Source organism: Micromonospora trifolii, from assembly GCF_050516465.1.
GTDB classification, from domain to species: domain Bacteria; phylum Actinomycetota; class Actinomycetes; order Mycobacteriales; family Micromonosporaceae; genus Micromonospora; species Micromonospora trifolii.
This window is the reverse complement of sequence record NZ_CP191526.1, coordinates 2,583,617-2,607,713: the sequence shown is the minus strand read 5'-3', so window position 1 is coordinate 2,607,713 and position 24,097 is coordinate 2,583,617. Positions and strand designations below refer to the sequence as shown.

Sequence of the window (24,097 nt, the reverse complement as noted above, 5' to 3'; positions counted from 1 at the left end):
GCCGTGAAGCAGACCGGCTTCATGATCGGACCGCGGGCGGTCGCCACGGCCACGCACGGGCTGGACCGGTCCGGGCCGGTGAAGATCCGTCGCATTGGTCGGTCTGCCGACGCGGTCGACGAGCCGGCGACCATCCTGCTGTGGGACAAGCAGCGCGACCTCTGCCTGCTGACAGTCGAGGACGCGGACGAGTTCTGGTTTATCCCGGACACCCGTCCCCCCGCTCTTGCTGCGGAGTATGTGGTCGTCAGCTGCGTCGACCGGCGCGCCGAGACGACGCTGGTCGTCAACGAGGGGCTCGTCGAGGACGACGGGATCGCCTGGCTCAAGCTCCGGTCGGGGCAGATCCAGCGGGGCTACAGCGGCGCACCGGTGCTCGACCGCGAGGACGGCCGGCTCGTCGGCATGGTCCGCGTGACGCGGGGGCGGCAGACGGATCTGGGCGGACACGCCCTGCTGGGTACCGAGATCGTCCAGATCCGCACCTTGCTGGGCCTGGACACCGACGATCGCCGGATGCAGATCAGGCACGCCGCCAGCGGACTCACCTGGCCTCCGCGCGGTCTGATCCGCGGAGACGCGCCCTCGGAGCTGGTGCAACTCATCGGCCGGGAAGAGGAGATCGCCGCGCTGGATTCGCGCAACGGACCCCGCCACCGGCTCGTCGTCGGTGACGCACTCGCCGGTAAGTCGGCGCTGGCCGGCGTCTGGGTGCGCCTCGCGCATGTCCCCGCCGGCGACACGGCGTACGTCGACGCGGCGTTGGCCCCTCCGGTCCCCGCGCAGCATCCCGTGGTGGGGATCGTCCTGCCGGTGCTCGGTGTGAACATCCCGCAGGATCCGTTCGGGAGCCGCTCCGACGAGGAGACGCTGGCGTTGGCCTGCTGGACGATCATGCGCGACCTGCGCGGAGGCCGGCTCGTCATCGACCTCCAGCGCCAGGTCGTCGACGCCGCTGCCGACGCGGATCTCACCGCGCTCATGAAGGCCGCCGAACGGATGAGCGCCACGGTCGTCCTCGTCGGACGGGACCTTGGCGACGAGTTGTCCTGCGTCGGTCTCTCCGCCGCCGTCCAGGTGGGGCCGATCAGTCGGACGGACGCGGCGACGCTCATCGCACGCGCCACCCTCGGTCGAGTGTCCCGGGAGGAGGCCGAGAACGCGCTGGAGCTGGTCCACCCGCGGTGCCTTCTCCCCGGAGAGATCCTGGCGGCCTGCCGACAGAACCAGGACGACGACGCGATCGACCTCGCCATCGCCCTGTCGGAGCGATTCGACCTGCCCATCTTCGACCCCACCACAGCGCTCCTGGACGACCCGATAGCGGCCCTCGGCGACCCCGGGCTGACGGCCGCCGATGTCGGACCCGGCCCGAACGGAGAGGGCTCCCACGACGTGCCGCCGCTCACCGGGGAGGATCTCGAACAGCAGGTGCTGACCTCCGCCCACGACCCACTCGGCATCCGCGCGCCCGCGGCGACCCGCCGGGAACTGGCCCCTGGCGCGTTCAGCGCCGACGCCATCTGGCTCGACGAATGGCCGGGCACCGCCCCGTTCGTCTTCGAGGTGGACGCGCTGACCTCCGAACAGGGGCTCGCGATGCAGGACATCGCGCATCGCGTGTCCAGCCGATCGATGCGACCCGAGTGGGTGGAGTCGCTCTACCGGCAGATTGTCGAGCTCGAGGGCCGGGGCAACGAACGCGGCCCGTCGACGCGGGTTCGGCTGCGGCTCTGGCGCAGCCAGATCCACGCGGGCGATGTGGCCGCCGCCAGCCGCACGTTCACCGAGATCGGCGGGGTGCGCACTGTCAACCGCATCGTCGAAACGGGGAGCCACTTCGAGCAGGTCCAGGACGCCCAGGTGCTCGTGCTGGCGTGGTGGCTGGGGGTCGGCACGGACGACGCCGTCGGCGCCGCGGTCGGAGCATGGATGAGCGCCGTCGCCGTCGACGAGCACCTGTCCGGCCGCGCCGACGTGCGGATCGTGCTGCACGACGTGCTCCGCGCGGTCACCGTCCGGCCGCTGCCCTCCCCGGACGGCCTGCGCGCTGTCGGCGAGTGGTGTCTGTCCCAGCTGGAGGAGGACCGTTCCTTCCTGGCAGACCCGGGCACCTGGACGATGTACGTCTCGCTGATCGGTCGCGCCGGCGACTTCAGTGGCGATCAGACGCTCACGGAGGTATTCCTCACCCGGGCACTGCGCGCACTCACGCTGCACGTGGAGCTGCTCAAGTCGCTCGCTCTGGCCGGGGACAGCCGCCCCCTCCTGTCCATCGCGAGGCAGCAGAGGCGGCTCCATCGGCTGGAGCGGAGCCGACGCGCCGGAGAACCCGGGCGTCTACAGCTCGCGCGGGACCTGCTGACGTGGACCGTGGAGAACGCCCCGACCGCCGACGCGTTCCTGAGTCTGCTCGTCGCCGACCCCACGCTCAAGGTGACCCGGGAGGGTGACAACGCTGTCGACTCCGACCTGCCCGCGCACCGCTCCGCCGAGAGTCAACTCGCCCCGATCAAGCGCGCCTACCGTAGGTGGCGGAAAAGTAACCCGCAGGTCACCTCGCTCGTCGTGGAGATCGAGTACCAGTTGGTGCGTACGGAGTGGGCGATCGCCGGTTCCCTGCTGAGGCAGGCGCGGGTGTCCGACGAGCGCTGGTTGAACCGACCGATCCCGCACAAGCTGGCCATGCTCGAACAGCTCGGCGAGGTACGCCGGAAGAGACTCGCCTCCCTGGCGAAACGATGCGGCGACTCCGTCGAAGCGGTCGAGCGGGAGGCGCACAACGAGCTACAGCTCCACACGGCCCTCGCCATCGTGGCGCACACTCCCATCGACCTCCGCCCGGTCGACGAGATTCTGGCCCGTGGGCGGCGGGCCTTCCCGTCCAACCCTCGGATGGCGCACCTGCTGGCAGCGCACCACCGGCACCGGCGGCAGTTCATCACGGCGGCGGCCGCCTACGTCGACGCCTACCGCCTCGCGCTCGGGGATCCGCTGTTGCGCCTGCGTGCCGCCGTGGGCGCGTGCGAATCGCTGTCGCAGGCCTACGCGGCGGGGGAGTGCGCCCGAGATGAGCTGGTGGTGGCGGCGGCACGCGCCGAACTCCACGAGTCCACGGACTTCTCCGCGTCGATCGTCTGCGCCCTGGCACGGCTCGAACTGCACGGCACCCTGTCGGAGGGTTACGGCAAGCTGGCCCACACGATCGCGCGGGTGGGGAGCTTCTCCCGGCTCGCCACCGACATGCGCTCCATCCGGGCCGAGATCGCGGTCGCCGTCGGGCCGGAGAGCGCGCCGTTGGTCGACAGGTTCCTGCACGACTTCACGGATGTGGGCCTGCTCGTCGCCCTCGGGGCGATGTTCGTCCGCTCCCACACGTTGTCGCCGAGCGAAGGGCTCGAGCGGCTCACGGCCGCGCTCGTCCTGCTGGACGGGGTGCGGATCATGGCCGGCACCGTCTGGAACGTGCCGTCGGTGAACTTCCAGCAGGGCCGCGCGCTGTTGGCGGCCTGCAAGCAGTTCCAGACGCCGAATCCGATCGGTTGGGACAAGGACCGCGAGCGATCCGACATCGACCTGGCCTACGGGAAGTTCCAGTCCGCCGTCGATCTGTCGGTCGACTCGTTCCGCGAGATCGTGCTCGGCTTCATGCGTGAGACGGGGGAGCTGCGACAGCGGCTCGGTCGCCCGACCCCTCCGACGCGGTGATCGGCGCCGCGATGATCCGGCTGGGCACCACCGGCGCGTCCCGGCCGGTGCCCCGCCGGCCGTCGCCGCCGGAGGATTCCTCGTGGTAGTCCTGCTCCACGTTGACCGACCAGACGTCGTGCGTACTCCCGGTGGCGATGTTCTCGGCGGTGAGCATCGCGGTCAGCATCGAGTGGTCCTGGTTGTTGTAGCGGTGCATGCCGTTACGACCCACCGGGTGCACATTCGGCACCGCCTCGCTCAGCCAGGCCCGGATCACGTCCACGTTGTGCTGGTAGCGCTCGTCGTACACCGGGTAGGCCTTGGGCATGCGCACGACGTAGCCGGCCTCCACCACGCCGGGTCGAACCAACCCCAACCGCTCCAGCTCCGCGGTGGCGAGGGCCACCAGGTCGGCATCCGGGGTACGCCACATCTCGTCGTCCTCGAACACGAAGTACTCCAGCCCGAGGCAGGTGCGGCCGTCCTTGACGAGGTACGGCGACCAGGAGCCGAAGTTCTGGATCCGGCCCACCCGTACCCCCGGGTCGTGCACGTAGATCCAGTTGTCCGGGAACGAGAACTCCGCCGGCACGACCAGGGCGACCGTCAGGAAGTCGCGGTAGCGCAGGTCGGCCGCGCAGGCCAGCACCTCCGGCGGCGCCGGCGGGTGGAGCGCGGTCACCAGCTCCGAGATCGGCATGGACGAGATCACGTGGTCGGCCGCTTCGGTACGCTGTCCGCCCGCGCCGTTGACCGTCACGCTGATCGCCCGCCGGCGGGCCGGGTCGCGGTGCACGGCGGTGACCCAGCTGCCGGTGGACAGCTGCCCGCCCCGCTCGCGGACCTGCTCGGCGCAGCGCTCCCACATCATCCCGGGCCCGTACTTCGGGTACTGGAACTCCTCGATCAGGCTGGTCACGTCGGTGCGTCGACGACGGGGCAGCAGCGCGTTGCGGATCGCCGTGGCCAGCGACAGGTTCTTGATCCGCTGCGCCGCCCAGTCGGCCTGCAACCGGTCCGCCGGCATGCCCCAGACCTTCTCGGTGTACGTCTTGAAGAAGATCGAGTACAGCCGCCAGCCAAACCGGGCCGACACCCAGCCCTCGAAGTGTGACTGGTCCCGTGGCGGCCGCAGCCGGGCGCGGGCGTACGAGCCGAGGCAGCGGACGGCCTCCGGCAGACCCAGGTTGCGCAGCGCGTTCACGGCGCTGAGCGGGTAGTTGAACAGGGCGCCCCGGTAGAAGATGCGGCTCATCCGGGGTCGGGTCAGGAAGTCCTCGTCCGGCAGGATCTCGTGCCAGAACGCCTCCACCCGGGGCACCTTGGTGAAGAACCGGTGCCCGCCGATGTCGAACCGCCACCCGTCGCGCTCCACGGTCCGACTGATCCCGCCGACCACCTCGTCGGCCTCGAACACCTGAACCGACCGGCCGTGCCGGAGCAACTCGTACGCCGCGGTGAGCCCGGCCGGCCCCGCGCCGATGATCACCGTCCCGTTCTGCTCGCTCATGCTGACGCGCTCCCTGTTCACCGCCATGGTTGAGGCGCGGCGTCTACCCGTTCTGCGCAGAATGTCACACTTGGTGGTAGCTGGTCTTCGCTTCGGCGGGGCGCACTGCGGCGTACCACGAGAAGAGCGACTCCCCCGCGCGGCCGGCGGACCGGGGGAGCGGGGAGGCGGGGCGGATGGACCGGTGGCGCAGCGGCGCGGCGGCGGTGGCCGCGCGGGCGGTCGCGGCCGGCCGCGGCGGAGCGCGCCTGGCCCGCCGGGTGCCGGCGCCCTGGCCGTACGTCATCGGCCTGTTCCTCGGCGCGAAGCTGCTGCTCACCCTGCTCGGACTCCTGGTCCTGCATGCCTGGGACGGCGTCCCCGGGGCCCCGCCGCCGGATGAGGCGTTGATGTGGGCGCAACAGCGGGAGATCTCCGGGCACCGGTGGATCTCGTTCTGGTTCGCCTGGGACGCCCTGCTCTACCTGCGGCTGAGCGAGCTGCCCCTGAGCGGGCCGTGGCGAGACTTCGGCTTCCCCCTGCTGTACCCGTTCCTGGCCCGGCCCCTCGGCGCGGTGCTCGGCGGCGACAACGCGCTGGCCCTGCTGGTGATCAGCAACGTCGCGTTCCTGCTGGCGCTCTGGTACGGCTACCGGCTGGCGGAGCTGCTGCTCGGCGACGCGTACGCGGCCCGCCGGTTCACCCGGTATCTGGTGCTGCTGCCGACCGCGTTCCTGTTCCAGGCCGCGCTGACCGAGTCGCTCTTCGTCTGCCTCGCGTTGGCCACCTTCTACTACGCCGAGCGACACCGGTGGCTGCTGGTCGGCGTGATCGGCTACTTCCTGGCGATGAGTCGCTCCGTCGGCCTGCTCGTGGCGCTGCCGCTGGCCCTGGTGCTGCTCCGGCAGCACGACTGGCGGCTCGGGCCGCGCGCCCTGCTCGGCTACCTCCGGATCGGCTGGCCGTTGCTGCTGCTACCCGCCGGATGGTTCACCTTCATGGCGTACTGCCGGTGGCGGGGAGGGGACTGGTTCGCCTACCAGCACGCCCAGCAGACCGGCTGGGGCATCGAGGTGCAGAACCCCGTTCCGGTGCTGCTGAACGGGTTGACCGGGGAGCCGCGCGACGCCGCTCGGGCGTGGTTCGCGGTGGCCGTCCTGGCCGTGCTGGTCGCCGGGTTCCGCCGCCGGGAGCTGGCCTACCTGGTGTACGGCGTCCTCATGGTGCTGGTGCCGCTGTCGATGGGCCCGCCGGTGTACAAGAGCCTGCTGCGCTATCTGCTCGCCGCCTTCCCGGTGGCGCTGGTGCTGGCCCGCTGGGCCCGCCACGCCAGCGTCGACGTGTGGCTGACCGCGACGCTCGCCGTGGTGCAGGGCGTGCTGTTCGTACTCTGGCTCACCTACTGGACCCACATGATCATCTGATTGGCGCTGCCGTCGGCCGGGCAACAGGTACCGATGACCGAGCCACGGGTACGCCTCGACGACCTGGGCGCCTGGCTGATCAAGGGCAACGCGGACCTGGTCGACCTCGCCGCCCGATTCTCCCGTGAGCCACTGGTGACGAGCTGGTGCGTGCGTCCCGGCTACCGGGCGCGGTTGATGTGCGCCGGGCAGCCGGTGGTCTTCTGGGCCAGCGGCAGCCGCGGCCGACTGCCGTACGGGGTGTGGGGCGTCGGACGGGTCACCGGAGCGGCCGAGCCAGGCGCACCGGGGCAGCCGTGGTCGGTGCCGCTGGATCTGCCCATCCTCGCCGAACAGGACCGGGTGTCCCGGCTGCTGTTGCGCGCCGATGACCGGCTCGCCGCTCTGGAGGTGTTCCGTCAGCCGCAGGCCGCCAACCCCTCCTACCTGACGGTGGCCCAGTTCGCCGCGCTACAGACCCACCTGCCGGCGTGAGCGCGAGGGCGGCCGTGCCTCGACCGAGGTGCCTGTGCGAGCCTGCTACCGACGTTGGAAGCGCATTGAGTGGAGGCCCGGTGTTCGCCCTGCCGCTGACCGAGGACGTCGAGCTGCGCCCGCTGAACCCGTGGCGGGCCGGGGAGTTCCTCGCCCACCTCGATCGGGCCCGCGAGCACATCCAGCCCTGGGTGTCGCCGTCCTTCGTCGCCACCGACCTGCCGTCGGCCCGTGCGGTGTTGCAGCGGTACGCCGACCGCTGGGCCAGTGACAGCGGTGGCATCTGGGGGCTGTGGTGGCAGGGCACCCTCGTCGGCGGGGTCATGTTCGTGTCGTTCGACGTGACCCGGGGCGTCTGCGAGGTCGGTTGCTGGGTGGAGCCGGCGGCGCAGGGCAGGGGCCTGGTCGCCCCGGCGGTGCGTCGGATCGTCGACTGGGCGGTGCGCGAGCGCGGCATCCAGCGGGTGGAGTGGCGTACCAACGCCGACAACACCCGCAGCAAGGCCCTCGCCGACCGGCTCGGCCTGCGCCTCGACGGCACGCTGCGCCAGGTCAGCCCGGGTCCGCACGGTCGGATCGACCTTGAGGTCTGGTCGGTGCTGGCCGACGAGTGGTCCGCCGCGCCACGCAGCGTCCACTGACGACAGCGAATAGTTGTCATACCCGCGCGGCACCATGCATCCATGGCCGTCCCCGCGCTCACCCCTCATTCCGACCCGCCGCGTACCGTGCCGCTGCGTGAGGCGCGCACCCGGTTCAGCCAGCTCGTCGCGCTGGCCGAGCTGACCGACGCGGTCACCGTCGTCACCCGCGACGGCGATCCCCGCCCGGTCGCCGCGATCGTCCCCGCCGCAGCCGCCCGCAGCGGCGCCCAGGCCCGCGCCGACGCCGACCGGCTCGCCACGGTCACCGCCGGCTGGGCCCGCCGCCTCGAGGAGCAGCACCGACGCAGCACACAGCGGCACGCCGCCGAGCTGGGCGCGGTCCGCGCGGCGCTGGCCGAGGTGTGGGCCGAGCTGGACAGCCGGGTCGTCCCGGGCAGCGACCCGACGCTGGCCCGGCTGCGCGCCGCACACGCCGACCTGCTCGCCGGCTGACTCGCGCCCGCGCCCGCCCCCACGTTTGCCGCATCAGCCGAGGCGGGTGCCGCGCCCCGTGCGCTGCGGGGTCGTGCCTTGCCGCGTGCGTCGCGGTGTCGTGCCCGTGTGCGGCGGTGTCGTGCTGGCTGGCGGGTCCGCGTTGGCGGGGCAAGCCGGTCGGCGCCCCGCGCGGGCCGGCGGTCGGCTTGGCACGGGCGGCGGCGAGGGACGCGCCGGCCGGGTCCACCCGGTGACGGTGTGGCCGGCGTCGGGTCAGCCGGTGGCCGGGTACGCGTGGGTCTCGGTCGCCTTGACCGCCACCCAGACCCGCTGGCCAGGGATCAGCCGCAGCTGGGCGGCGGCGGCCGGCGTGACGTCGGCGGCCACCCCGATCGGCCCGTCCAGCTGCACCCGCACATTGTCCCCGTGGCGTTGGACGCCGGCCACGGTGCCCGCCCAGGTGTTCCGTGGGCTGCCCTCCGGCCGGGCCGGGTGCAGAGCCACCGCAGCCGGGCGGAACGCCACGAACGCTTCGCCGTCCAACCGGTCGGCGACCGTGAGGGTCAGCTCCGGCGACACCCGCACCCCGTGTCCGTCGGCGCGACCCCGGTACAGGTTCAGCCCGACCAGCCGGGCGACGTAGTCGGTGCGAGGGCGGGCGGTGACGCTCGGCCCGTCGCCCTCCTGCACCACCCGGCCACCTTCGACGATGACCAGTCGGTCGGCCAACGCCAGCGCGTCCAGCGGGTCGTGGGTGACCAGCACCGTCGCACCCGCGTGCGCGGACAGGTGCCGGTGCAGCTCCGCGCGGGTATCCAACCGGGTGCGGGCGTCCAGCGCGGCGAGCGGCTCGTCCAACAGCAGCAGCGACGGCGCCACGGCCAGCGCGCGGGCCAGCGCCACCCGTTGCGCCTGACCGCCGGAGAGCTGCCGCGGCCGGCGCTGCGCCTGCGCGTCAAGCCCCACCCGGCCCAGCCACTCGCGGGCCGTGGCGCGGGCGGCCCGCCGGTCGACGCCGTGCCGGCGCGGTCCGAAGGCCACATTGTCCAAAGCGCTGAGGTGCGGAAAGAGCAGGTAGTCCTGGAAGACCACGCCGATCGACCGGCGTTCGGTGGGCACCCAGCCCCCGGTCGCCGGGCGGTCCAGGTCGACCTCGTCGAGGGTGACGTGCCCGTCGGTGAGGGGATGCAGCCCGGCCAGCGCCCGCAGCGCGGTGGTCTTGCCGGCGCCGTTCGGGCCGAGCAGCGCCACCACCTCGCCCGGCGCGACCCGCAGCGGCACGTCGAGCCGGAAGGCTCCCCGGTCGACGACGAGCCGCGCGTCGAGAAGTCGGTCGCTCATGCGGTGGTCATCCAGCGGTCCCGCAGCGCCACCAGGATGCCCACCGACACGACGAGCAGCACCAGGCTGAGCACGATCGCGGACTCCAGGTCCGTCTCCAACGCCAGGTAGACGGCGAGCGGCATGGTCTGCGTCCGACCGGGGTAGTTGCCGGCGAAGGTGATGGTGGCACCGAACTCGCCGAGTGCCCGCGCCCAGCAGAGCACCGCCCCGGCGGCCAGACCGGGCGCCACCAGCGGCAGCGTGACGTGGGTGAAGGTGGTCCACCGGCTGGCGCCCAACGTCGCCGCAGCCTCCTCGTAGCGGTGGTCGGCGGCACGTAGCGCACCCTCCACGGCGATCACCAGGAACGGCATGGCGACGAACGCCTCGGCCAGCACGACACCCGTGGTGGTGAAGGGCAGGGTGATGCCGAACGTGGTGTCGAGCCAGCCGCCGAGCAGGCCACGCCGACCGAAGACCAGCAACAGCGCCACCCCACCGACCACCGGCGGCAGCACCAGCGGCACGGTGACCAGCGCGCGGACCAGCCGACGGCCGGGAAACTCGACCCGGGCCAGCACCCAGGCCAGCGGCACCCCGAGCAGCAGGCAGAGCGCGGTGGCCAGGGTGGCGGTCTGCACCGACAGCCGCAGGGCGGTCAACGCGCCCGGCTCGGTGAGCCGCTCCGGCAGGGTCGTCCACGGCGCCCGGATCAGCAGCCCCGCCAACGGCAGGACGAGAAACAGCAACCCCAGCCCGGCGGGGATCAGCAGCGCCGCCGGCATCCGCCCCCGCCGTCGAGGCATGGCCGGGCGACCGCGGGCTGCGTTGTGGTCGTGGACCTGCCTCACGGAGCCTGGAACCCCGCATCGGCGAGGACCGCCTGCGCCGGCGCCGAGCGGACGTACGCGACGAAGGCCCGAGCGCCGTTCAGATTCGGCGCGTCCTTCAACGCGACGATCGGGTAGTCGTTGACCGCCCGCGCCGACTCGGGAAACTCCACGCCGGTCACGTCGGCGCTCGCCGCCCGCGTGTCCGTGCGGTAGACCAGCGCCGCGTCGACCTCGCCGAGCTTCACCTTGGCAAGAGCACCCTTGACGTCCCGCTCCAGGGTGACCGGCGTCAGCGCGACGCCGGCCGCGTCCAGGGCGGTGCGGGCCGCCGCGCCGCAGGGCACCTGACTGGCGCAGAGCGCCACCTTCACACCCGGTCTGGTCAGGTCGGCCAGGCCGGCCACTGCCTTAGGGTTGCCCCGGGGAACCGCGATCACCAGCTGGTTGCGGGCGAAGACGCTCGGCGTGCCGTCGGCGTCGCCGGCCGCGATGACAGTGGTCATGTTCGCGGGGGCGGCCGAGGCGAAGACGTCCGCCGGCGCGCCCTGGGTGATCTGGTTGGCCAGGGCGGAACTGCCGGCGACGTTGAGGGTCACGCGACTGCCCGGGTTGGCGGCCTCGAAGTCCTTCCCGATGCGGGTGAGCGACTCGGTCAGCGAGGCGGCCGCGAACACGGTCACCGGGCCGGTCACCCGCCCGTCCGCACTGCTGCCGGTTGCCTGGTCGTCGCCCGCGCCGCAGCCGGCCACCGCCAGGCCGGCCGCCACCAGTACGGCCACCGCCGCACGCCTGCTCCGCGCGTTCATCCGGCCGACCGTCTCCGCGTTCGTCCGCCCGACTGTCTCCGCGTTCGTCCGCCCGACTGTCTCCGCGTTCGTCCGCCCGACTGTCTCCGCGTTCGTCCGCCCGACTGTCTCCGCGTTCGTCCGCTCGACTGTCTCCGCGTTGGTCCGCTCGACTGTCTCCGCGTTGGTCCGCCCGACTGTCCCCGCGTTGGTCCGGCCGGCCGTTCCTGCGTTCATCCGGCGGACCGTCCCCGCGCCGGAGTGGGTGCGGCCCGCTCCACCACGACCGTGGTCGACTTGATCACCGCAACGGCCACCGAACCGACCCGCAGGTCGAGCTCGTCGACGGCCTCCCGGCTCATCAGCGACACGACCCGGAACGGGCCCGCCTGGATGTCGACCTGCGCCATCACCGTGTCCTTACGGACGTCGACGACGATGCCGCGCAACCGGTTACGGGCCGAGGAGAACTCGGCGCCCGCGTCCGGGTCGGCGGCCTGAGCGCGAGCGAACGCCGCCAGGTCGACGCCGTCGACGACCCGGTGGCCGTGCTCGTCGCGCCCGGCCGTCAGGCGCCCGGCGTCCACCCAGCGGCGAATGGTGTCGGCGCTGACGCCGAGCAGGTCGGCGGCCTCCCCGATCCGATACGTCGTCACCCGCTCACCATAACTCCCGCATTTGCGAGCGCGAAAGCCCAACATCGGCAGCAACCGCATAGACAAGAGGGCGCCAAGGCCGGCAGTTGCGCCCTCCTGTCCTGTCTCAGGATCCTCGCGGCTCCCTCGGGCGCGGGGCGCGGGGCACGGGGTGCCCCAAACACCGCTCCCGGTTGGTCGGGCACGGTGTCCGTCGTCAAGATCCGCGCAATTCCAGGGATGTTGCTGCCTCTCCCACGTCGGAGGCAGCAACATCCGGGAAGTTGCGTAGATCTTGGGGCGGTGGGCGGTGGGTGTCGGGGTGTCCGGTGTGGGGATGTGCGGTGGGCGGTGGGCGTCGGGTGTGGGTGAGGGCGTGGGGTGTGCGGCGGGCGGGCTCGCGTGAGCCCGCCCGCCGCGACGGTCAGCAGTTGCGGAGTTCGGGGGACTGGTTGAGCAGTTGGCCACGGGTCGACACGAAGCGGCGGTAGCGCTCGCTGTCGACGGCCGATGGGCGGAACGCGGCGACGCGGTGGCAGTTCTGGAAGGCCAGGCGTACGCCAAAGTGCCGCTCCAGGCCGGCGCGGATCGCGTCGCTCGCCAGCGCGCGGAGCAGTTGACCCCGGTCGGCGTCGGTGGGCGGCGGGACGACGTTGTCGGCCAGTTCGGCGTCGCCGGCCTCCAGTTCGGCGACCACCCGGCTGACGGTGGCCCAGGCGTACGGCAGCGAGTCACGGACGCAGGCGATGAACGCCTCGTCGTCGATGGGGCCGCGTTCGGCGGCGTCGAGCAGGGCGGGCGGGACGGTGAGTGACATGGTTCTCCTCCGCTTCAGCTAATGATTACCGTTTTCAAAAACGGTGTCGACTGAGCAGACCACGTCCCTCGGACGACGTCAACGATGTCCCGGCGCGCCACGCCGCGACCCACGCACACAGCGCCCGCGAAAGAGAGCCCGCGAAAGAGAGCCCGCGAAAGATCGCCCGCGAAGGGCCCCTGCGAAGGGCACCCGCTAAGAGCGCGTGCTGACGAACCGCGGCGGCGTCAGGGCCGGCGGGGGTGGCCCTTGAGGTGCCGGCCCAGCTCGCGGGCGATCTCCCGGTTGGCGTCGCGCTCGGCCAGCGTCTGCCGCTTGTCGTAGGAGCGCTTGCCCTTGGCGAGGGCCAATTCGACCTTGGCGAAGCCGTTCTCGAAGTACATCGACAGCGGAACGAGGGTCACCCCGCCCTCGCGGACCTTGTCCAGGATCCGGTCGATCTCGGCGCGGTGCAGCAGCAGCTTGCGGTTGCGGCGCGGGGCGTGGTTGGTCCAGGTGCCGTAGGCGTACTCGGCGATGTGCAGGCCGTACAGCACGATCTCGCCGTCGCGCTCGTGCGCGAACGCGTCCACCAGCGAGGCCCGCCCCTCGCGTAGCGACTTCACCTCGGTGCCGACCAGCACGATGCCCGCTTCGTATGTGCGCAGCACTGTGTACTCGTGCTGGGCCTTCTTGTTCGAGGCGATCAACCGGCGGGCGGGTGGCTTGGACGGGGTCACCAGGCGACGATATCCGGCCGCCGGAGCAGTCGTACCGACCGGCTCAGTCGCGTGCCGGGCGCGCGGGGCGCAGTCGCGCGGTCAGGTCCCGTTCCGCGTCCCCGAACGCCTCCTGCGACTCGCACGGCCAGTGGCCGAGGATCGGTGGGGGAACGCTGTCGCTGGGCGCCGGCACCACGTCCTGCGGGTCGGTCAACCGCCGGTCCACGGTCGCCGGCGGACCGGTCAGCGTCTCGGCCTCCCCGGGACGGTGGGAGGCGAAGATCCAGCCGCCGATCGGGTCGGTGTCGCGCCACAGGTTGATCCAGCGCCAGCCGACCCGTTCGCCGATCTCCCGCAGCGCCGGCTCGTCGGCGTAGGCCGGGAAGAGCCGGGAGTACAGCCGGCCCAGCGGTGACCCGTAGGTCAGCAGGGCGACCCGCTCGGTGATCCGGGTGGGCAGTTGCAGAACCGTGGCGGCGAGCAGCACCGAGCCGTGGCTGTGTCCGGCCAGCAGCACACCCTGCCCCTGTTCCACCAGGTAGGTGATCCGCTTGGCCAACTCCGGCACGGCCCGCTCGGCGTAGCAGGGCGGCGCGAACGGGTGCGCCGCCCGGGGCCAGAAGGTGCCCAGATCCCAGAGCACCCCCACGTACCGACGGAACTGCGCCGTCCGGTACGCGAAGATGCCGCCCACCACCAGTCCGAGAAGGATCGCGGCGATCACGTAGCTACCCGACCCGATCAGGAAGTTGACCATGCCTTCCGGCACTCCGAGGTAGCGCTGCGCCACGTCGCCGGGTAGGAGTTGGAGCAGACCGAGCACGCTGGTGGCCAGTCCGAGTGCCGCCAGGCCGGCGTACACCACTGAGAGCGGTTCCAGCCGTTCGGTGAAGCGGGCCCGGGCCACCGCCTGCTCGACCCGCCGCAGCCGGTCCGCCGCCCCCGGCGGCGCGTCCGGGAAGTCGGCGGCCACGATCGCCCGCGCGGCCCGTCGCCGCCCGCGCCGGGTCAGCCTGGTGACCAGGCCGGCCACCAGCAGCGCGGTCACCACGGCCAGGAAAAACCCGAAGATCGCCCACTTGTACGCCAGGGGAGGGCTCGTCTCCAGGCCGTCCGCGGTCGTCCCCTCGCGATCGAGCAGGTCCGCCACCCGGTAGACCAGCTCGGCCGAGAACGCCACGGCGAGCCCGGCCGAGATCGTCATGAAGACCGGCGCTCCCAACGCGCGTAGGGGTGACCGGCTCTGCCCGCCACCCCGCCGCCAGATCACCAGCGCGGCGAGCGCGACCACCAGCACCGTCTGGCTGACGAACAGCCACGCCACGATCGCGCCGTAACCGGGCAGCGCACCGCCTTGCGGCCACGGCGCCGGGCTGATGACGACGTGCACGATCACCAGCATCGTCACGCCGCAGGCGATGGTGCGCAGCCCGCGGAAGACGCCGTCCACCCGGGGCGACGGGTCGGTGCGGTCGATGCTCGCCACCACCGTGACCAGGACCAGGCAGGCCAGCAGCACCGCCCCGGTGGCCGTCAGCAGGGTCACCATCACCCACGAGGAGTGCTGGCTGGATCTCGCGGCCAGCAGACTGCCGCTCAGCGTGGCGAACGCCGCCGCGACGTGGACCGAGCGCAGCCGACCCACCAGCGGCTCGCCGTCCCACTGCCCGACGGCGCTCAACTGGTGTTTCGACGTCGGGGTCGACGGCGTCCGGAACGCGTCGAACGAATGGCCCGGGCGAGCGCCCAACCACCAGACGAGCCCGATGGCGGCGACCGGCACGAGCGCCAGTACACCCAGGCGCAGCCCGGTCGGGCGCCCGCCGAGCCAGGACAGCCAACTCCGGCCGGCCAGGCACGACGGGGTGTCCATGCAGCGCCAGGCGATCAGGTCCAGCGCCACCCCGACGATGGAGAGCACGTAGAGCACGGTGAGGGTGAGGGCGAGCATCCGGCACAGCGCCATGAAGCCGCGCTTCGAGACGGTGTTCGCCGGGCGCATCCAGAGCGCCACGTTGCAGAGCATGAACGGCAGCAGGAAGACCAGCGACAGCGTCCGCACGGCCGTGCCGGACGGCAGGTCACTCCAGCGGTACGCCTCCAGCGTCACCCCGTCCGTCCCGGTGGAGTCCGGGTAGCCGGGGCGTGGTCGGTAGAAACCTCCGCTGCGGTCCCCGGCGACCTGGTGCACGTGCGGCCGGTCCAACACCTGGTCCGCGCCCGCGCCGGAGACACCGTGCACCCGCAGCTCCACGATCCCGCCCGACGTCGTCGGGCCGGTCGGTGTCGCGTCCGCCATGGGCCCCCCGAGGTGTGCGCGGCAACCGGGCGGGTCGTCGATGTCCGGCCACCCGCGCGGCTCCCCGGGTTACCCGTCCGCGAGGCGGTCAACCGTGGGCCGGGCCCCGGCGATGGTGCGGTCGACCCTCGACAGGTGATTTCATGGCGCCATGGCGAACCCGGTGATCCTGACCGTCGACGACGACCCCGTGGTGTCCCGGGCGGTGGCCCGGGACATCCGGCGCCGCTACGGCGACCGCTACCGGGTGTTGCGGGCGTCCTCCGGGCCGGAGGCGCTGGACGCCCTGCGAGAGGTCAAGCTGCGCGGCGAACAGGTGGCGCTGCTGCTGGCCGACCACCGGATGCCGGAGATGACCGGCGTGGAGTTCCTGGAAGCGGCAATGGACATCTTCCCGGCCGCCCGCCGGGTGCTGCTCACCGCGTACGCGGACACCGACGCCGCGATCGAGGCCATCAACGTGGTCGACCTGGACCACTACCTGCTCAAGCCCTGGCACCCGCCGGAGGAGAAGCTGTACCCGGTGGTTGACGGGCTGCTGGAGGCGTGGGCGGTCACCCCGGACGCGGCCAGCGCGGAGATCCGGGTCGTCGGGCACCGCTGGTCGGCCCCGTCGTTCAAGGTCCGCGACTTCCTGGCCCGCAACCTGGTGCCGTACCGGTGGCTGTTGTCCGACGATCCGGAGGGCGTCCGGTTGCTCGACGCCGCCGGGGCCACCGAGGCGGACGTACCCCTGGTGGTGACGTCCGAGGGCAAGGCGTTGGTCGCCCCGAGCGAGGCCGAGTTGGCCGCGCTGGCCGGGTTGACGGTGGTGCCGGCGTGTGACTTCTACGACCTGGTGGTGATCGGCGGCGGGCCCGCCGGTCTCGGCTCGGCGGTGTACGGCGCGTCGGAGGGGCTGCGCACCGTGCTCGTGGAGCGACGGGCGACCGGCGGTCAGGCCGGGCAGAGCAGCCGCATCGAGAACTACCTGGGCTTCCCGGACGGTGTCTCCGGCGCGCAGTTGACCGATCGGGCCCGGCGGCAGGCGGTCAAGTTCGGCGCCGAGCTGCTCAGCGCCCGGGAGGTGGTCGGTCTCAGCGAGGCCGGCGGCGCCCGGCTGCTGCGCTTCGGCGACGGCAGCGAGATCGCCGCGCACACAGTGGTGCTGGCCACCGGCGTGTCGTACCGGGTGCTCGACGCCCCGGGGCTGGCCGACTTCACCGGGCGGGGGGTGTTCTACGGCGCCGCCGCCACCGAGGCGCCGAGCTGCGTCGAGCAGGACGTCTACATCGTCGGCGGGGCCAACTCCGCCGGCCAGGCGGCGGTCCACTTCTCCCGGTACGCGTCGAGGGTGCACCTGCTCATCCGTGGTGCGGACCTGACCGCCTCGATGTCGCGTTACCTGATCGACCAGCTGGAACGGATCGACCGGATCACCGTGCACCCGCACACCGCCGTGGTCGGCGGGGCGGGGGAGGATCACCTGGAACGGCTCACCCTCTGCGACACCCGCACCGGGGAGGCCCGCTCGGTCGACACCTCCTGGCTGTTCATCTTCATCGGCGCGGAGCCCCGTACCGACTGGCTGGACGGGGTGCTGGTCCGCGACCAACGTGGTTTCATCGTGACCGGTCCGGATCTGCTCGCCGGGGGGCGGCGGCCGGCCGGCTGGTCGCTGTCGCGCGACCCGTACCACCTGGAGACCAGCGTGCCGGGCGTGTTCGCCGCCGGGGACGTGCGGGCCGAGTCGGTCAAGCGGGTCGCCTCGGCCGTCGGCGAGGGTGCGATGGCGGTGTCGCTGGTGCACCGATACCTGGAGGCCCAATGAGCACGGATAGTGACCGGCTGACACCGGCGCAGTTGCGCAGTCTGTTCCTGTTCGAGTCGCTCGACGACGGGCAGCTCGACTGGCTGGCCGAGCACGGCCGGGTCGAACAGCGCGCCGGCGGCACCCTCGTGTACGGCGAGGGTGAGCCCGCGACCTGCTTCTTTGTGCTGGTGCGCGGGGCGGTGGCGTTGAGTCGCCTGGTGCGCGGCGACGACGTCGAGGTCAGCCGGACCGACCAGCGCGGGGTGTACGGCGGGGCCACTCAGGCGTACCTGGGTGATCAGGTCGAGCAGATCTACCGCAACAGCCTGCGGGCGGTGACCGACGCGGAGTTCTTCGTGCTGCCGGCGGAGGACTTCGCGTACGCCCTGCGGTCCTGGTTCCCGATGCCCATGCACCTGTTGGAGGGGTTGTTCTTCGGGATGCGGGACAGTCAGGCCATCGTCGGTGAGCGGGAGCGGTTGCTGGCCCTCGGGTCGCTCTCGGCGGGGCTGACCCACGAGCTGAACAATCCGGCCGCGGCGGCGGTGCGGGCCACGTCGGTGCTGCGGGACCGGGTCGCCGGGATGCGGCACAAGCTCGCCATGATCGCCGATGGGCGGCTCGACGGGAGCGCCCTGCACGGCCTGGTCGCGTTGCAGGAGGAGGCGGTCGCCCGGGTGGCCACCGCGCCGAAGTTGACCCCGATTGCCACCGCCGACGCCGAGGACACCCTCACCGACTGGCTGGAGGACCATGGCGTCGGCGGGGCCTGGGACCTGGCGCCGATCCTGGTCGGTGGTGGGCTCGACGCGGCCTGGTTGGCGCAGGTCAAGGCCGCAGTCGGCGCCGCGGACCTGGAGGCGGCGGTGCGTTGGCTCACCTACACCGTCGACACCGAACTGCTGATGCGCGAGATCGGCGACGCGGTCACCCGGATCTCCGGGCTCGTGGACGCCGCCAAGCAGTACTCGCAGCTGGACCGCGCGCCGCACCGGGTGGTGGACGTGCACGATCTGCTCGACGCCACGCTGGTGATGTTCAAGGGCAAGATTCCTTCCGAGGTCAAGCTGGTCCGCGAGTACGACCGGGGCCTCCCGCCGGTTCCGGCCTACGCGGCAGAGCTGAACCAGGTGTGGACCAACCTGATCGACAACGCGTTGGGCGCGATGGGGGAGAAGGGTGTGCTGACCGTCCGCACCGGACGGATCGGCGACCAGCTGGCGGTGGAGATCACCGACACCGGGCCGGGTATCCCGCCGGAGGTGCGTCCGCGCATCTTCGAGCCGTTCTTCACCACCAAGCCGGTCGGCGCGGGCACCGGCCTGGGGCTGGACATCTCGTACCGGATCGTGGTGCACAAACACCACGGGGACATCCGGGTGGAGACCGAGCCCGGCCGCACCACCTTCCGGGTCCTACTGCCGATCACCGAGGGCGCACCGGACTGAAGTCCGCGCGCTCGCCGCGCCGATCTTGCAGGTTCGGTTGTCGATATGCGCGGGACGCCCCTTGTGTCGGGACAGTAAGTGCAAGATCGCGGGGCAGGGGCAGGGCGGGTCAGGCGGGGCGGTTGGGGGTGGTTAGGAAGTCGGCTAGTACTCGGGTGTGGGTGGAGAACGCCAGCTCGACCGGGTCGGTGAGCACCAGCCACTCGGTCGCCTCCTCGGTCGGCGCCGACGGTGGCAGGTCCTCGGCTGCCCGCTCGGGCAGCACTCCGAAGACCATCATCGTGCCGCCCGCCGGCGCCCCGTGCACCGCGAACAGGCGGGCGTCCTCGGCCGCCGCGATCAGACCGGTCTCCTCCCGCAGCTCACGTACGAGTGCGTCGGACCACTCCTCGCCGTACTCGATGAAGCCGCCGGGCAGCGCGAGCAGGCCGCGGGCCGGCTCGATGTCCCGGCGGACCACCACCACACCCAGGCCCTCGGCCGTGCGGACCGGCAGCACCGCGACCGCCACCGGCAGCGGGTTACGCCAGACGGTCTCGCCGCAGACCGCGCAGACTCGCGGCCATCCGGCGGCCGCCGGGTAGGCGGCGCCGCAGTAGGAGCAGTGCGAGTACGGCGTGCCGGTCATGCCGCAGCACGTTACTCCGATCCCCGCTCAGCCTGCCGCGCCGCCGCCTCGTCTCGCGCTCAGGCTGCCGGGTCGCCCGTGTAGAAGGCGGTGGTGCGCTCGGCGGCGGCCTTCGCCTCGTCGGCGTCGGTGCCGGCGGCGATGCTCGCTTCGCACCACAGCTGGCTGCTCAGCTCCATGGCCCGCCGTCCCTCGGCGGAGGCGGTCCACTCGGCCCCCTGTTCCGGCGTGATTCCGCTGCCGTCGCCGGCCAGGTGCGAGGCGAGGCCGAGCAGCCCGAGGTCCCAGCCGACGCCGACCGCGCCCGGCCCGAACTGGGCCCACCGGTCCTGGTCGACGTGCGCGACGTGGTCCAGGTCGAGGCGGGCCCGCTCGTCGCCGACCGGGGTGACCCGCACCTCGATCCAGCTCACCTCGCCGCCCATTTCCCAGGTGGCGGTGAAGCGATGCGGCGGCTCGCAGCTCTCGACGGTGCCGTGGGCGTTGCCCTGGAGCTGGTACGTGCCGCCCAGCCGCAGGTCGCCGGAGATCGGCAGGAACCAGCGCGGGATGCGCTCGGCGCTGGTGCAGGCGTCCCACAGATCCTCGGCCGTCGCCTGGTAGGTCTGGCTGATCGTGGTGACCCGCGCCTCACCGGCTTCCAGGGTGCGGCTGCCGACCTTCCGCTGGACGGCGTTGATCTGCTCGGTGGCGTCGAACATCAGGTGTTCCTTTCATCGGGTGGATCGGTGGGCCCGCGCAGCCGACGCTCACGTCGGCCGCGGGCCAGCTCGGTGGCGAGTGCCGCCAGGGGCGGGGCCCAGAACCGGCGGAAGTGCTCCAGCCAGCCGTCGACCTCGCGCAGTGGGCGTGGGTCGACCGCGTAGAGCCGTCGGGTGCCCTCCGGCCGCACGGTGGCGAAGCCGTTGTCGCGCAACACCTTGAGGTGCTGGGACACGGCGGGCTGGGAGATGCCGAACTCCTCGCGGATGACCGCGCTGACCGCACCGGCGGTCTGCTCGCCGTCGGCGAGCAGCTCCAGGATGCGGCGCCGGACCGGATCGCCCAGCACGTCGAAGGCGTGCACGACGACAGTTGTATCACTGATGGCTTATTTAAGCCAAGTCTGATACTCCGATGAGCTTGTCCAGCCGGATCGGCAGCTCCCGGATCCGTACGCCGGTCGCGTGGTGCACGGCGTTGGCGACCGCCGCGGCGGCGCCGACGATGCCGATCTCGCCGATGCCCTTCACTCCGGCCGGGTTCAGCTCGTCGTCCCGCTCGTCCAGCCAGTACGCCTCGATGGACTCCACGTCCGCGCAGCCGGTGATGTGGTAGGTGGCCAGGTCGTGGTTGACCCAGTCGCCGTACCGCTCGTCGAGCAGGCCCTCCTCGTGCAGCGCCATCGACAGCCCCATCGTCATGCCGCCGATGAGCTGACTGCGCGCCGTCGTCGGGTTCACCACCCGCCCCGCCGCGAAGACCCCGAGCATCCGGTTCAGCCGCACCTCGCCGGTGTCCGCGTCGACCCGTACCTCGACGAACTGCGCCCCGTACGCGTACCGGGGCAGCGCGGGCTGCCCGCCCACCTCCTCGGTGGTGTCCGCCTCGGCGGTCACCTCGCCGGTCGGCGGCCCGCCGTCGCGCAGCTTCTCGCGCAGCGCCTGCGCGGCGCGGATCACCGCCCAGCTCCAGCTGGCGGTCCCCATCGAGCCGCCGGCCAGCGCCGCCGTCGGCAGCGCGCTGTCCCCGATCCGGATCTCCACCCGCTCCGGCGGCACCCCGAGCGCGTCGGCGGCCACCTGCCAGATCGCCGTCCGGGCGCCGGTGCCGATGTCGGTGGCGTTGATCTGGACCAGGAAGCTTCCGTCGGGTCGGGCGGTGGCCGTCGCCGTGGACGGCCGGGCCCGGGCCGGGTAGCTCGACCCGGCCACTCCCGTCCCGATCAGCCAGCGCCCGTCGCGCCGGGACCGGGGCGACGGATCACGGCCGGCCCAGCCGAAGCGCTGTGCGCCCTCGCGCAGGCAGGCCACCAGGTTGCGGCTGGTGAACGGGCGCCCCTGGTCGGGGTCGACAGCGGTGTCGTTGCGGATGCGCAGCTCCACCGGGTCCAGGCCGACTGCGATGGCCAGCTCGTCCACCGCGGACTCGAGGGCGTACGCGCCGGGGCACTCGCCCGGGGCGCGCATCCAGAACGGCGTGGGCACGTCGAGGCGGACCAGCCGGTGTGTGGTGCGCCGGTGCGGCGCGGCGTACATGCTGCGGGTGTAGACGGCGGTCTGCTCGGCGAATTCGCGGATGGTGGAGGTCTGGCTGATGGCGTCGTGGCAGATGGCGGTGAGCCGGCCGTCGGTGTCGGCGGCGAGGCGGACCCGCTGGATGGTGGGGGTGCGGTAGCCGACCGGCCCGAACAGTTGCTGGCGGGTCAGGGCCAGCTTGACCGGGCGGTCCACGTGCCGGGCGGCGAGGGCGGCCAGCACCACCGACGCCTTGGCGTACCCCTTGCTGCCGAAGCCGCCGCCGACGTGTTCGGCGACGACCCGGATCGACTCCGGCGGCAGCTCGAACAGCTCTGCGAGGGTGGCGCGAACCGGCGTCGCGCCCTGGGTGGAGTCGTGCACCAGGAGCCGCCCGTCGTGCCACTGCGCGGTGGTGGCGTGCGGTTCCATCGGGTTGTTGTGGTACGCCGGGGTCCGGTAGGTGACGTCCACCCGCACCGGCGCGGCCGCGTACCCGGCGTCGAAGTCGCCCTCGACGGTGTCTGTCGGATAGCTGGGGTTGACCTGGTCCGGCTTGTACAGGCCGGGATGGTCGTCGGTCAGCACGGTGCTGTGCGGGCCGGTGTCGTAGTCGATCCGGACCAGTCGGGCGCCTTCGCGGGCCGCCTCCAGACAGGTGGCCACCACCACGGCGACGTACTGCCCCCGGTAGTGCACCGTCGGCTCCTGCAACAGCCGCAGCTCCGGCTGCGGGCCGGGTGCCATCCGGGGCGCGTTGCCGTGGTGCACCACGGCCAGCACGCCGGGCGAGGCCAGCGTCTCGGTCGTGTCGATCCGGGTGATCCGGCCCCGCACCACCGCCGACGGCACCGCCCAGCCGTAGGTGACCCCGTCCACCGGGTACTCCACCGCGTACCGGGCCGTGCCGGTGACCTTCGCCGGGCCCTCCAGCCGGGGGTACGCCCGTCCGACCGCTCCGGTGCTCACGACGACGCCAGTTCGGTGAGCGCCCGCACGGTGATGGCCCGGGTCAGTGGCAGCTTGAAGCCGTTGTGCCGTAACGGTCGCGCCTCGGCCAGCTCCGCGTCGGCGGCCCGTGCCGCCAGCTCCGGGCTGAACGGGCGACCGCGCAGCTCCTCCTCGGCCCGGTACGCCCGCCACGGCCGGTGTGCCACCGCCCCGTACGCCAGCCGGACGTCGCGGACCACGTCCCCGTCGAGGTCCAGCACCGCGGCCACCGAGCCGGCGGCGAAGGCGAACGATGCCCGGTCGCGGACCTTGAGGTACGCCGAGCGGCGCGCGGCCGGTAGTGGCGGTAGCCGGACGGCGGTGATCAGCGCGCCCCGGGTCAGGGTGGTCTCCCGTTCCGGGTGGGTGCCGGGGGAGCGGTAGAACTGGGCGATCGGGATGTCGCGGGGGCCGTCGGCCTCGTGCACCTCCACCACCGTGTCGAGGGCGGCCAGTGCGACGGCCAGATCGGACGGGTGGGTGGCCACGCACTGCTCGGACCAGTCCAGCACCGCCAGGTCGCGGTTCTGCCCGTGCAGGGCGGCGCAACCACTGCCCGGCTCCCGTTTGTTGCACGCCTTGCTCGTGTCCTGGAAGTAGACGCAGCGGGTGCGCTGCAACAGGTTGCCGCCGGTGGTGGCCATGTTGCGTAGCTGCCCGGACGCGGCGGCGAGCAGGGCGCGGGCCAGCACCGGGTAGTCGCGGCGTACCACCGGGTGGGCCGCGAGGTCGCTGTTGCGGACTGTCGCGCCGATCCGCAGCCCACCGTCGGGCAGCTCCTCGACGGTGTCGAGCGGAAGCCGGGTCACATCCACCAGCACGTCGGGGCGCTGCACCCCCAGCTTCATGAGGTCCACCAGGTTGGTTCCGCCGCCCAGGTAGGCGGCCTGCGGTTCGGCCGCCAGCACGGCGACCGCCTCGGCCACGTCGGCGGGCCGGTGGTAGCGGAACGCCCTCACGAGGACGCCGCCGTCTCGCGCACGGCCGCGACGATGTGCGGGTACGCGGCGCAGCGGCACAGGTTGCCGGCCATCCGCTCGCGGATCTCCGCGTCGGTCAGCTCGACCGGCGTGTTCAGGTCGCCGGTGACCGCGCTGGGCCAACCCCGGGAGACCTCGTCGAGCATGCCGCGGGCGGAGCAGAGCTGCCCGGGGGTGCAGTAGCCGCACTGGAACGCGTCGTGCGCGATGAAGGCGGCCTGCAACGGGGACAGCTCGTCCGGCCCGGCCAGCCCCTCGACGGTCACCACCGACCGGCCGTCCACGGTGACCGCGAAGACCAGGCAGCTCTTCACCCGGCGGCCATCGAGCAGCACCGTGCAGGAGCCGCACTGGCCGTGGTCGCAGCCCTTCTTCGCCCCGGTCAGATCGAGGTGCTCGCGCAGCGCGTCGAGCAGGGTGGTGCGGTTGTCCAGGGTCACCTCGCGGGACGCGCCGTTGATCTCGACCGTCACCCGGGACGAGTGGCGCTCGTC

The 24,097-nt window shown here is 72.4% G+C and carries 21 protein-coding genes; 7 read left to right on the top strand and 14 right to left on the bottom strand.

Going from position 1 to position 24,097, the window contains the following annotated elements; genetic code table 11:
- The first annotated feature begins 21 nt into the window (after positions 1 to 21).
- Positions 22 to 3,708 (top strand): S1 family peptidase, encoded by a 3,687-nt coding sequence (locus tag ACQRWP_RS12120; protein ID WP_430502324.1) that lies wholly within the window; start codon positions 22 to 24, stop codon positions 3,706 to 3,708.
- Here ACQRWP_RS12120 and ACQRWP_RS12115 read toward each other — a convergent pair.
- On the bottom strand, positions 3,647 to 5,200 hold the full coding sequence (locus tag ACQRWP_RS12115; RefSeq protein ID WP_430502323.1) for an NAD(P)/FAD-dependent oxidoreductase: 1,554 nt from the start codon (positions 5,198 to 5,200) through the stop codon (positions 3,647 to 3,649). The two genes, ACQRWP_RS12120 and ACQRWP_RS12115, sit on opposite strands and share 62 nt — an antisense overlap.
- 176 nt (positions 5,201 to 5,376) lie before the next feature.
- Here ACQRWP_RS12115 and ACQRWP_RS12110 point away from each other — a divergent pair, with 176 nt between their 5' ends.
- From ACQRWP_RS12110 to ACQRWP_RS12095, 4 genes are all read left to right on the top strand, one after another.
- Complete coding sequence (locus ACQRWP_RS12110) at positions 5,377 to 6,603, top strand: hypothetical protein (RefSeq protein ID WP_430502322.1); 1,227 nt, start codon at positions 5,377 to 5,379, stop codon at positions 6,601 to 6,603.
- A 33-nt stretch (positions 6,604 to 6,636) separates the two neighbouring features.
- A complete protein-coding gene (locus ACQRWP_RS12105; protein WP_430502321.1) occupies positions 6,637 to 7,077 on the top strand; it encodes a hypothetical protein in 441 nt (146 codons plus the stop codon).
- An 80-nt stretch (positions 7,078 to 7,157) separates the two neighbouring features.
- Positions 7,158 to 7,718, top strand: coding sequence for a GNAT family N-acetyltransferase (locus tag ACQRWP_RS12100; RefSeq protein ID WP_430502320.1), 561 nt, complete (start codon positions 7,158 to 7,160; stop codon positions 7,716 to 7,718).
- 42 nt (positions 7,719 to 7,760) lie between these two features.
- Positions 7,761 to 8,174 (top strand): type II toxin-antitoxin system Phd/YefM family antitoxin, encoded by a 414-nt coding sequence (locus ACQRWP_RS12095; RefSeq protein ID WP_354942842.1) that lies wholly within the window; start codon positions 7,761 to 7,763, stop codon positions 8,172 to 8,174.
- A gap of 255 nt (positions 8,175 to 8,429) precedes the next feature.
- Here the strand turns inward: ACQRWP_RS12095 and ACQRWP_RS12090 are convergent, their stop codons facing one another.
- From ACQRWP_RS12090 to ACQRWP_RS12060, 7 genes are all read right to left on the bottom strand, one after another.
- Positions 8,430 to 9,497: an ABC transporter ATP-binding protein gene (locus tag ACQRWP_RS12090; protein WP_430502319.1), complete on the bottom strand. Its 1,068-nt coding sequence runs from the start codon at positions 9,495 to 9,497 to the stop codon at positions 8,430 to 8,432.
- The gene (gene modB / locus ACQRWP_RS12085; protein WP_430502318.1) at positions 9,494 to 10,285 is read right to left on the bottom strand and encodes a molybdate ABC transporter permease subunit; all 792 of its coding nucleotides are present in this window, start codon (positions 10,283 to 10,285) and stop codon (positions 9,494 to 9,496) included. Before modB ends, ACQRWP_RS12090 begins: the two co-directional genes overlap by 4 nt.
- A gap of 41 nt (positions 10,286 to 10,326) precedes the next feature.
- On the bottom strand, positions 10,327 to 11,118 hold the full coding sequence (gene modA / locus ACQRWP_RS12080; protein ID WP_430503188.1) for a molybdate ABC transporter substrate-binding protein: 792 nt from the start codon (positions 11,116 to 11,118) through the stop codon (positions 10,327 to 10,329).
- A 212-nt stretch (positions 11,119 to 11,330) separates the two neighbouring features.
- Positions 11,331 to 11,753 (bottom strand): TOBE domain-containing protein, encoded by a 423-nt coding sequence (locus ACQRWP_RS12075; RefSeq protein ID WP_410817584.1) that lies wholly within the window; start codon positions 11,751 to 11,753, stop codon positions 11,331 to 11,333.
- Between the two features lie 403 nt (positions 11,754 to 12,156).
- Positions 12,157 to 12,549 (bottom strand): SCO5389 family protein, encoded by a 393-nt coding sequence (locus tag ACQRWP_RS12070; protein WP_430502317.1) that lies wholly within the window; start codon positions 12,547 to 12,549, stop codon positions 12,157 to 12,159.
- 227 nt (positions 12,550 to 12,776) lie between these two features.
- Positions 12,777 to 13,268, bottom strand: a complete 492-nt coding sequence (gene smpB, locus ACQRWP_RS12065; protein ID WP_430502316.1) for an SsrA-binding protein SmpB — start codon at positions 13,266 to 13,268, stop codon at positions 12,777 to 12,779.
- 43 nt (positions 13,269 to 13,311) lie between these two features.
- Positions 13,312 to 15,549: a hypothetical protein gene (locus ACQRWP_RS12060; RefSeq protein WP_430502315.1), complete on the bottom strand. Its 2,238-nt coding sequence runs from the start codon at positions 15,547 to 15,549 to the stop codon at positions 13,312 to 13,314.
- 151 nt (positions 15,550 to 15,700) lie between these two features.
- Between ACQRWP_RS12060 and ACQRWP_RS12055 the strand changes: the two genes are divergently transcribed.
- Positions 15,701 to 17,359 carry an FAD-dependent oxidoreductase gene (locus ACQRWP_RS12055; protein ID WP_430502314.1) on the top strand — a complete coding sequence of 553 codons (1,659 nt, stop codon included), beginning with the start codon at positions 15,701 to 15,703 and terminating at the stop codon, positions 17,357 to 17,359.
- Positions 17,356 to 18,789 carry an ATP-binding protein gene (locus tag ACQRWP_RS12050; protein ID WP_430502313.1) on the top strand — a complete coding sequence of 478 codons (1,434 nt, stop codon included), beginning with the start codon at positions 17,356 to 17,358 and terminating at the stop codon, positions 18,787 to 18,789. Before ACQRWP_RS12055 ends, ACQRWP_RS12050 begins: the two co-directional genes overlap by 4 nt.
- A 109-nt stretch (positions 18,790 to 18,898) precedes the next feature.
- Here ACQRWP_RS12050 and ACQRWP_RS12045 read toward each other — a convergent pair whose 3' ends face one another.
- The 6 genes from ACQRWP_RS12045 to ACQRWP_RS12020 are packed head-to-tail and all read right to left on the bottom strand — an operon-like array spanning position 18,899 to position 24,076.
- Entirely contained in the window at positions 18,899 to 19,417 is a 519-nt protein-coding gene (locus tag ACQRWP_RS12045; RefSeq protein ID WP_430502312.1) for an NUDIX domain-containing protein, read from the bottom strand.
- A 59-nt stretch (positions 19,418 to 19,476) separates the two neighbouring features.
- A complete protein-coding gene (locus ACQRWP_RS12040) occupies positions 19,477 to 20,118 on the bottom strand; it encodes an SRPBCC family protein (RefSeq protein ID WP_430502311.1) in 642 nt (213 codons plus the stop codon).
- Complete coding sequence (locus tag ACQRWP_RS12035; protein ID WP_430502310.1) at positions 20,118 to 20,483, bottom strand: ArsR/SmtB family transcription factor; 366 nt, start codon at positions 20,481 to 20,483, stop codon at positions 20,118 to 20,120. The genes ACQRWP_RS12040 and ACQRWP_RS12035 overlap by 1 nt, the downstream gene beginning before the upstream one ends.
- A 28-nt stretch (positions 20,484 to 20,511) precedes the next feature.
- Positions 20,512 to 22,602 carry a xanthine dehydrogenase family protein molybdopterin-binding subunit gene (locus tag ACQRWP_RS12030; RefSeq protein WP_430502309.1) on the bottom strand — a complete coding sequence of 697 codons (2,091 nt, stop codon included), beginning with the start codon at positions 22,600 to 22,602 and terminating at the stop codon, positions 20,512 to 20,514.
- Positions 22,599 to 23,582, bottom strand: a complete 984-nt coding sequence (locus ACQRWP_RS12025; protein WP_430502308.1) for an FAD binding domain-containing protein — start codon at positions 23,580 to 23,582, stop codon at positions 22,599 to 22,601. Before ACQRWP_RS12025 ends, ACQRWP_RS12030 begins: the two co-directional genes overlap by 4 nt.
- Positions 23,579 to 24,076 (bottom strand): 2Fe-2S iron-sulfur cluster-binding protein, encoded by a 498-nt coding sequence (locus ACQRWP_RS12020; RefSeq protein ID WP_430503187.1) that lies wholly within the window; start codon positions 24,074 to 24,076, stop codon positions 23,579 to 23,581. The genes ACQRWP_RS12025 and ACQRWP_RS12020 overlap by 4 nt, the downstream gene beginning before the upstream one ends.
- Positions 24,077 to 24,097 lie beyond the last annotated feature (21 nt).

Excerpts from the sequence above, each read along its gene's own strand:
- ACQRWP_RS12120 (WP_430502324.1), top strand. The coding sequence starts at position 22 with ATGATCGGACCGCGGGCGGTCGCCACGGCCACGCACGGGCTGGACCGG.
- ACQRWP_RS12115 (WP_430502323.1), bottom strand. The coding sequence starts at position 5,200 with ATGAGCGAGCAGAACGGGACGGTGATCATCGGCGCGGGGCCGGCCGGG.
- ACQRWP_RS12110 (WP_430502322.1), top strand. The coding sequence starts at position 5,377 with ATGGACCGGTGGCGCAGCGGCGCGGCGGCGGTGGCCGCGCGGGCGGTC.
- ACQRWP_RS12105 (WP_430502321.1), top strand. The coding sequence starts at position 6,637 with ATGACCGAGCCACGGGTACGCCTCGACGACCTGGGCGCCTGGCTGATC.
- ACQRWP_RS12095 (WP_354942842.1), top strand. The coding sequence starts at position 7,761 with ATGGCCGTCCCCGCGCTCACCCCTCATTCCGACCCGCCGCGTACCGTG.
- ACQRWP_RS12090 (WP_430502319.1), bottom strand. The coding sequence starts at position 9,497 with ATGAGCGACCGACTTCTCGACGCGCGGCTCGTCGTCGACCGGGGAGCC.
- modB (WP_430502318.1), bottom strand. The coding sequence starts at position 10,285 with ATGCCTCGACGGCGGGGGCGGATGCCGGCGGCGCTGCTGATCCCCGCC.
- modA (WP_430503188.1), bottom strand. The coding sequence starts at position 11,118 with ATGAACGCGCGGAGCAGGCGTGCGGCGGTGGCCGTACTGGTGGCGGCC.
- ACQRWP_RS12070 (WP_430502317.1), bottom strand. The coding sequence starts at position 12,549 with ATGTCACTCACCGTCCCGCCCGCCCTGCTCGACGCCGCCGAACGCGGC.
- ACQRWP_RS12060 (WP_430502315.1), bottom strand. The coding sequence starts at position 15,549 with ATGGCGGACGCGACACCGACCGGCCCGACGACGTCGGGCGGGATCGTG.
- ACQRWP_RS12055 (WP_430502314.1), top strand. The coding sequence starts at position 15,701 with ATGGCGAACCCGGTGATCCTGACCGTCGACGACGACCCCGTGGTGTCC.
- ACQRWP_RS12050 (WP_430502313.1), top strand. The coding sequence starts at position 17,356 with ATGAGCACGGATAGTGACCGGCTGACACCGGCGCAGTTGCGCAGTCTG.
- ACQRWP_RS12045 (WP_430502312.1), bottom strand. The coding sequence starts at position 19,417 with ATGACCGGCACGCCGTACTCGCACTGCTCCTACTGCGGCGCCGCCTAC.
- ACQRWP_RS12040 (WP_430502311.1), bottom strand. The coding sequence starts at position 20,118 with ATGTTCGACGCCACCGAGCAGATCAACGCCGTCCAGCGGAAGGTCGGC.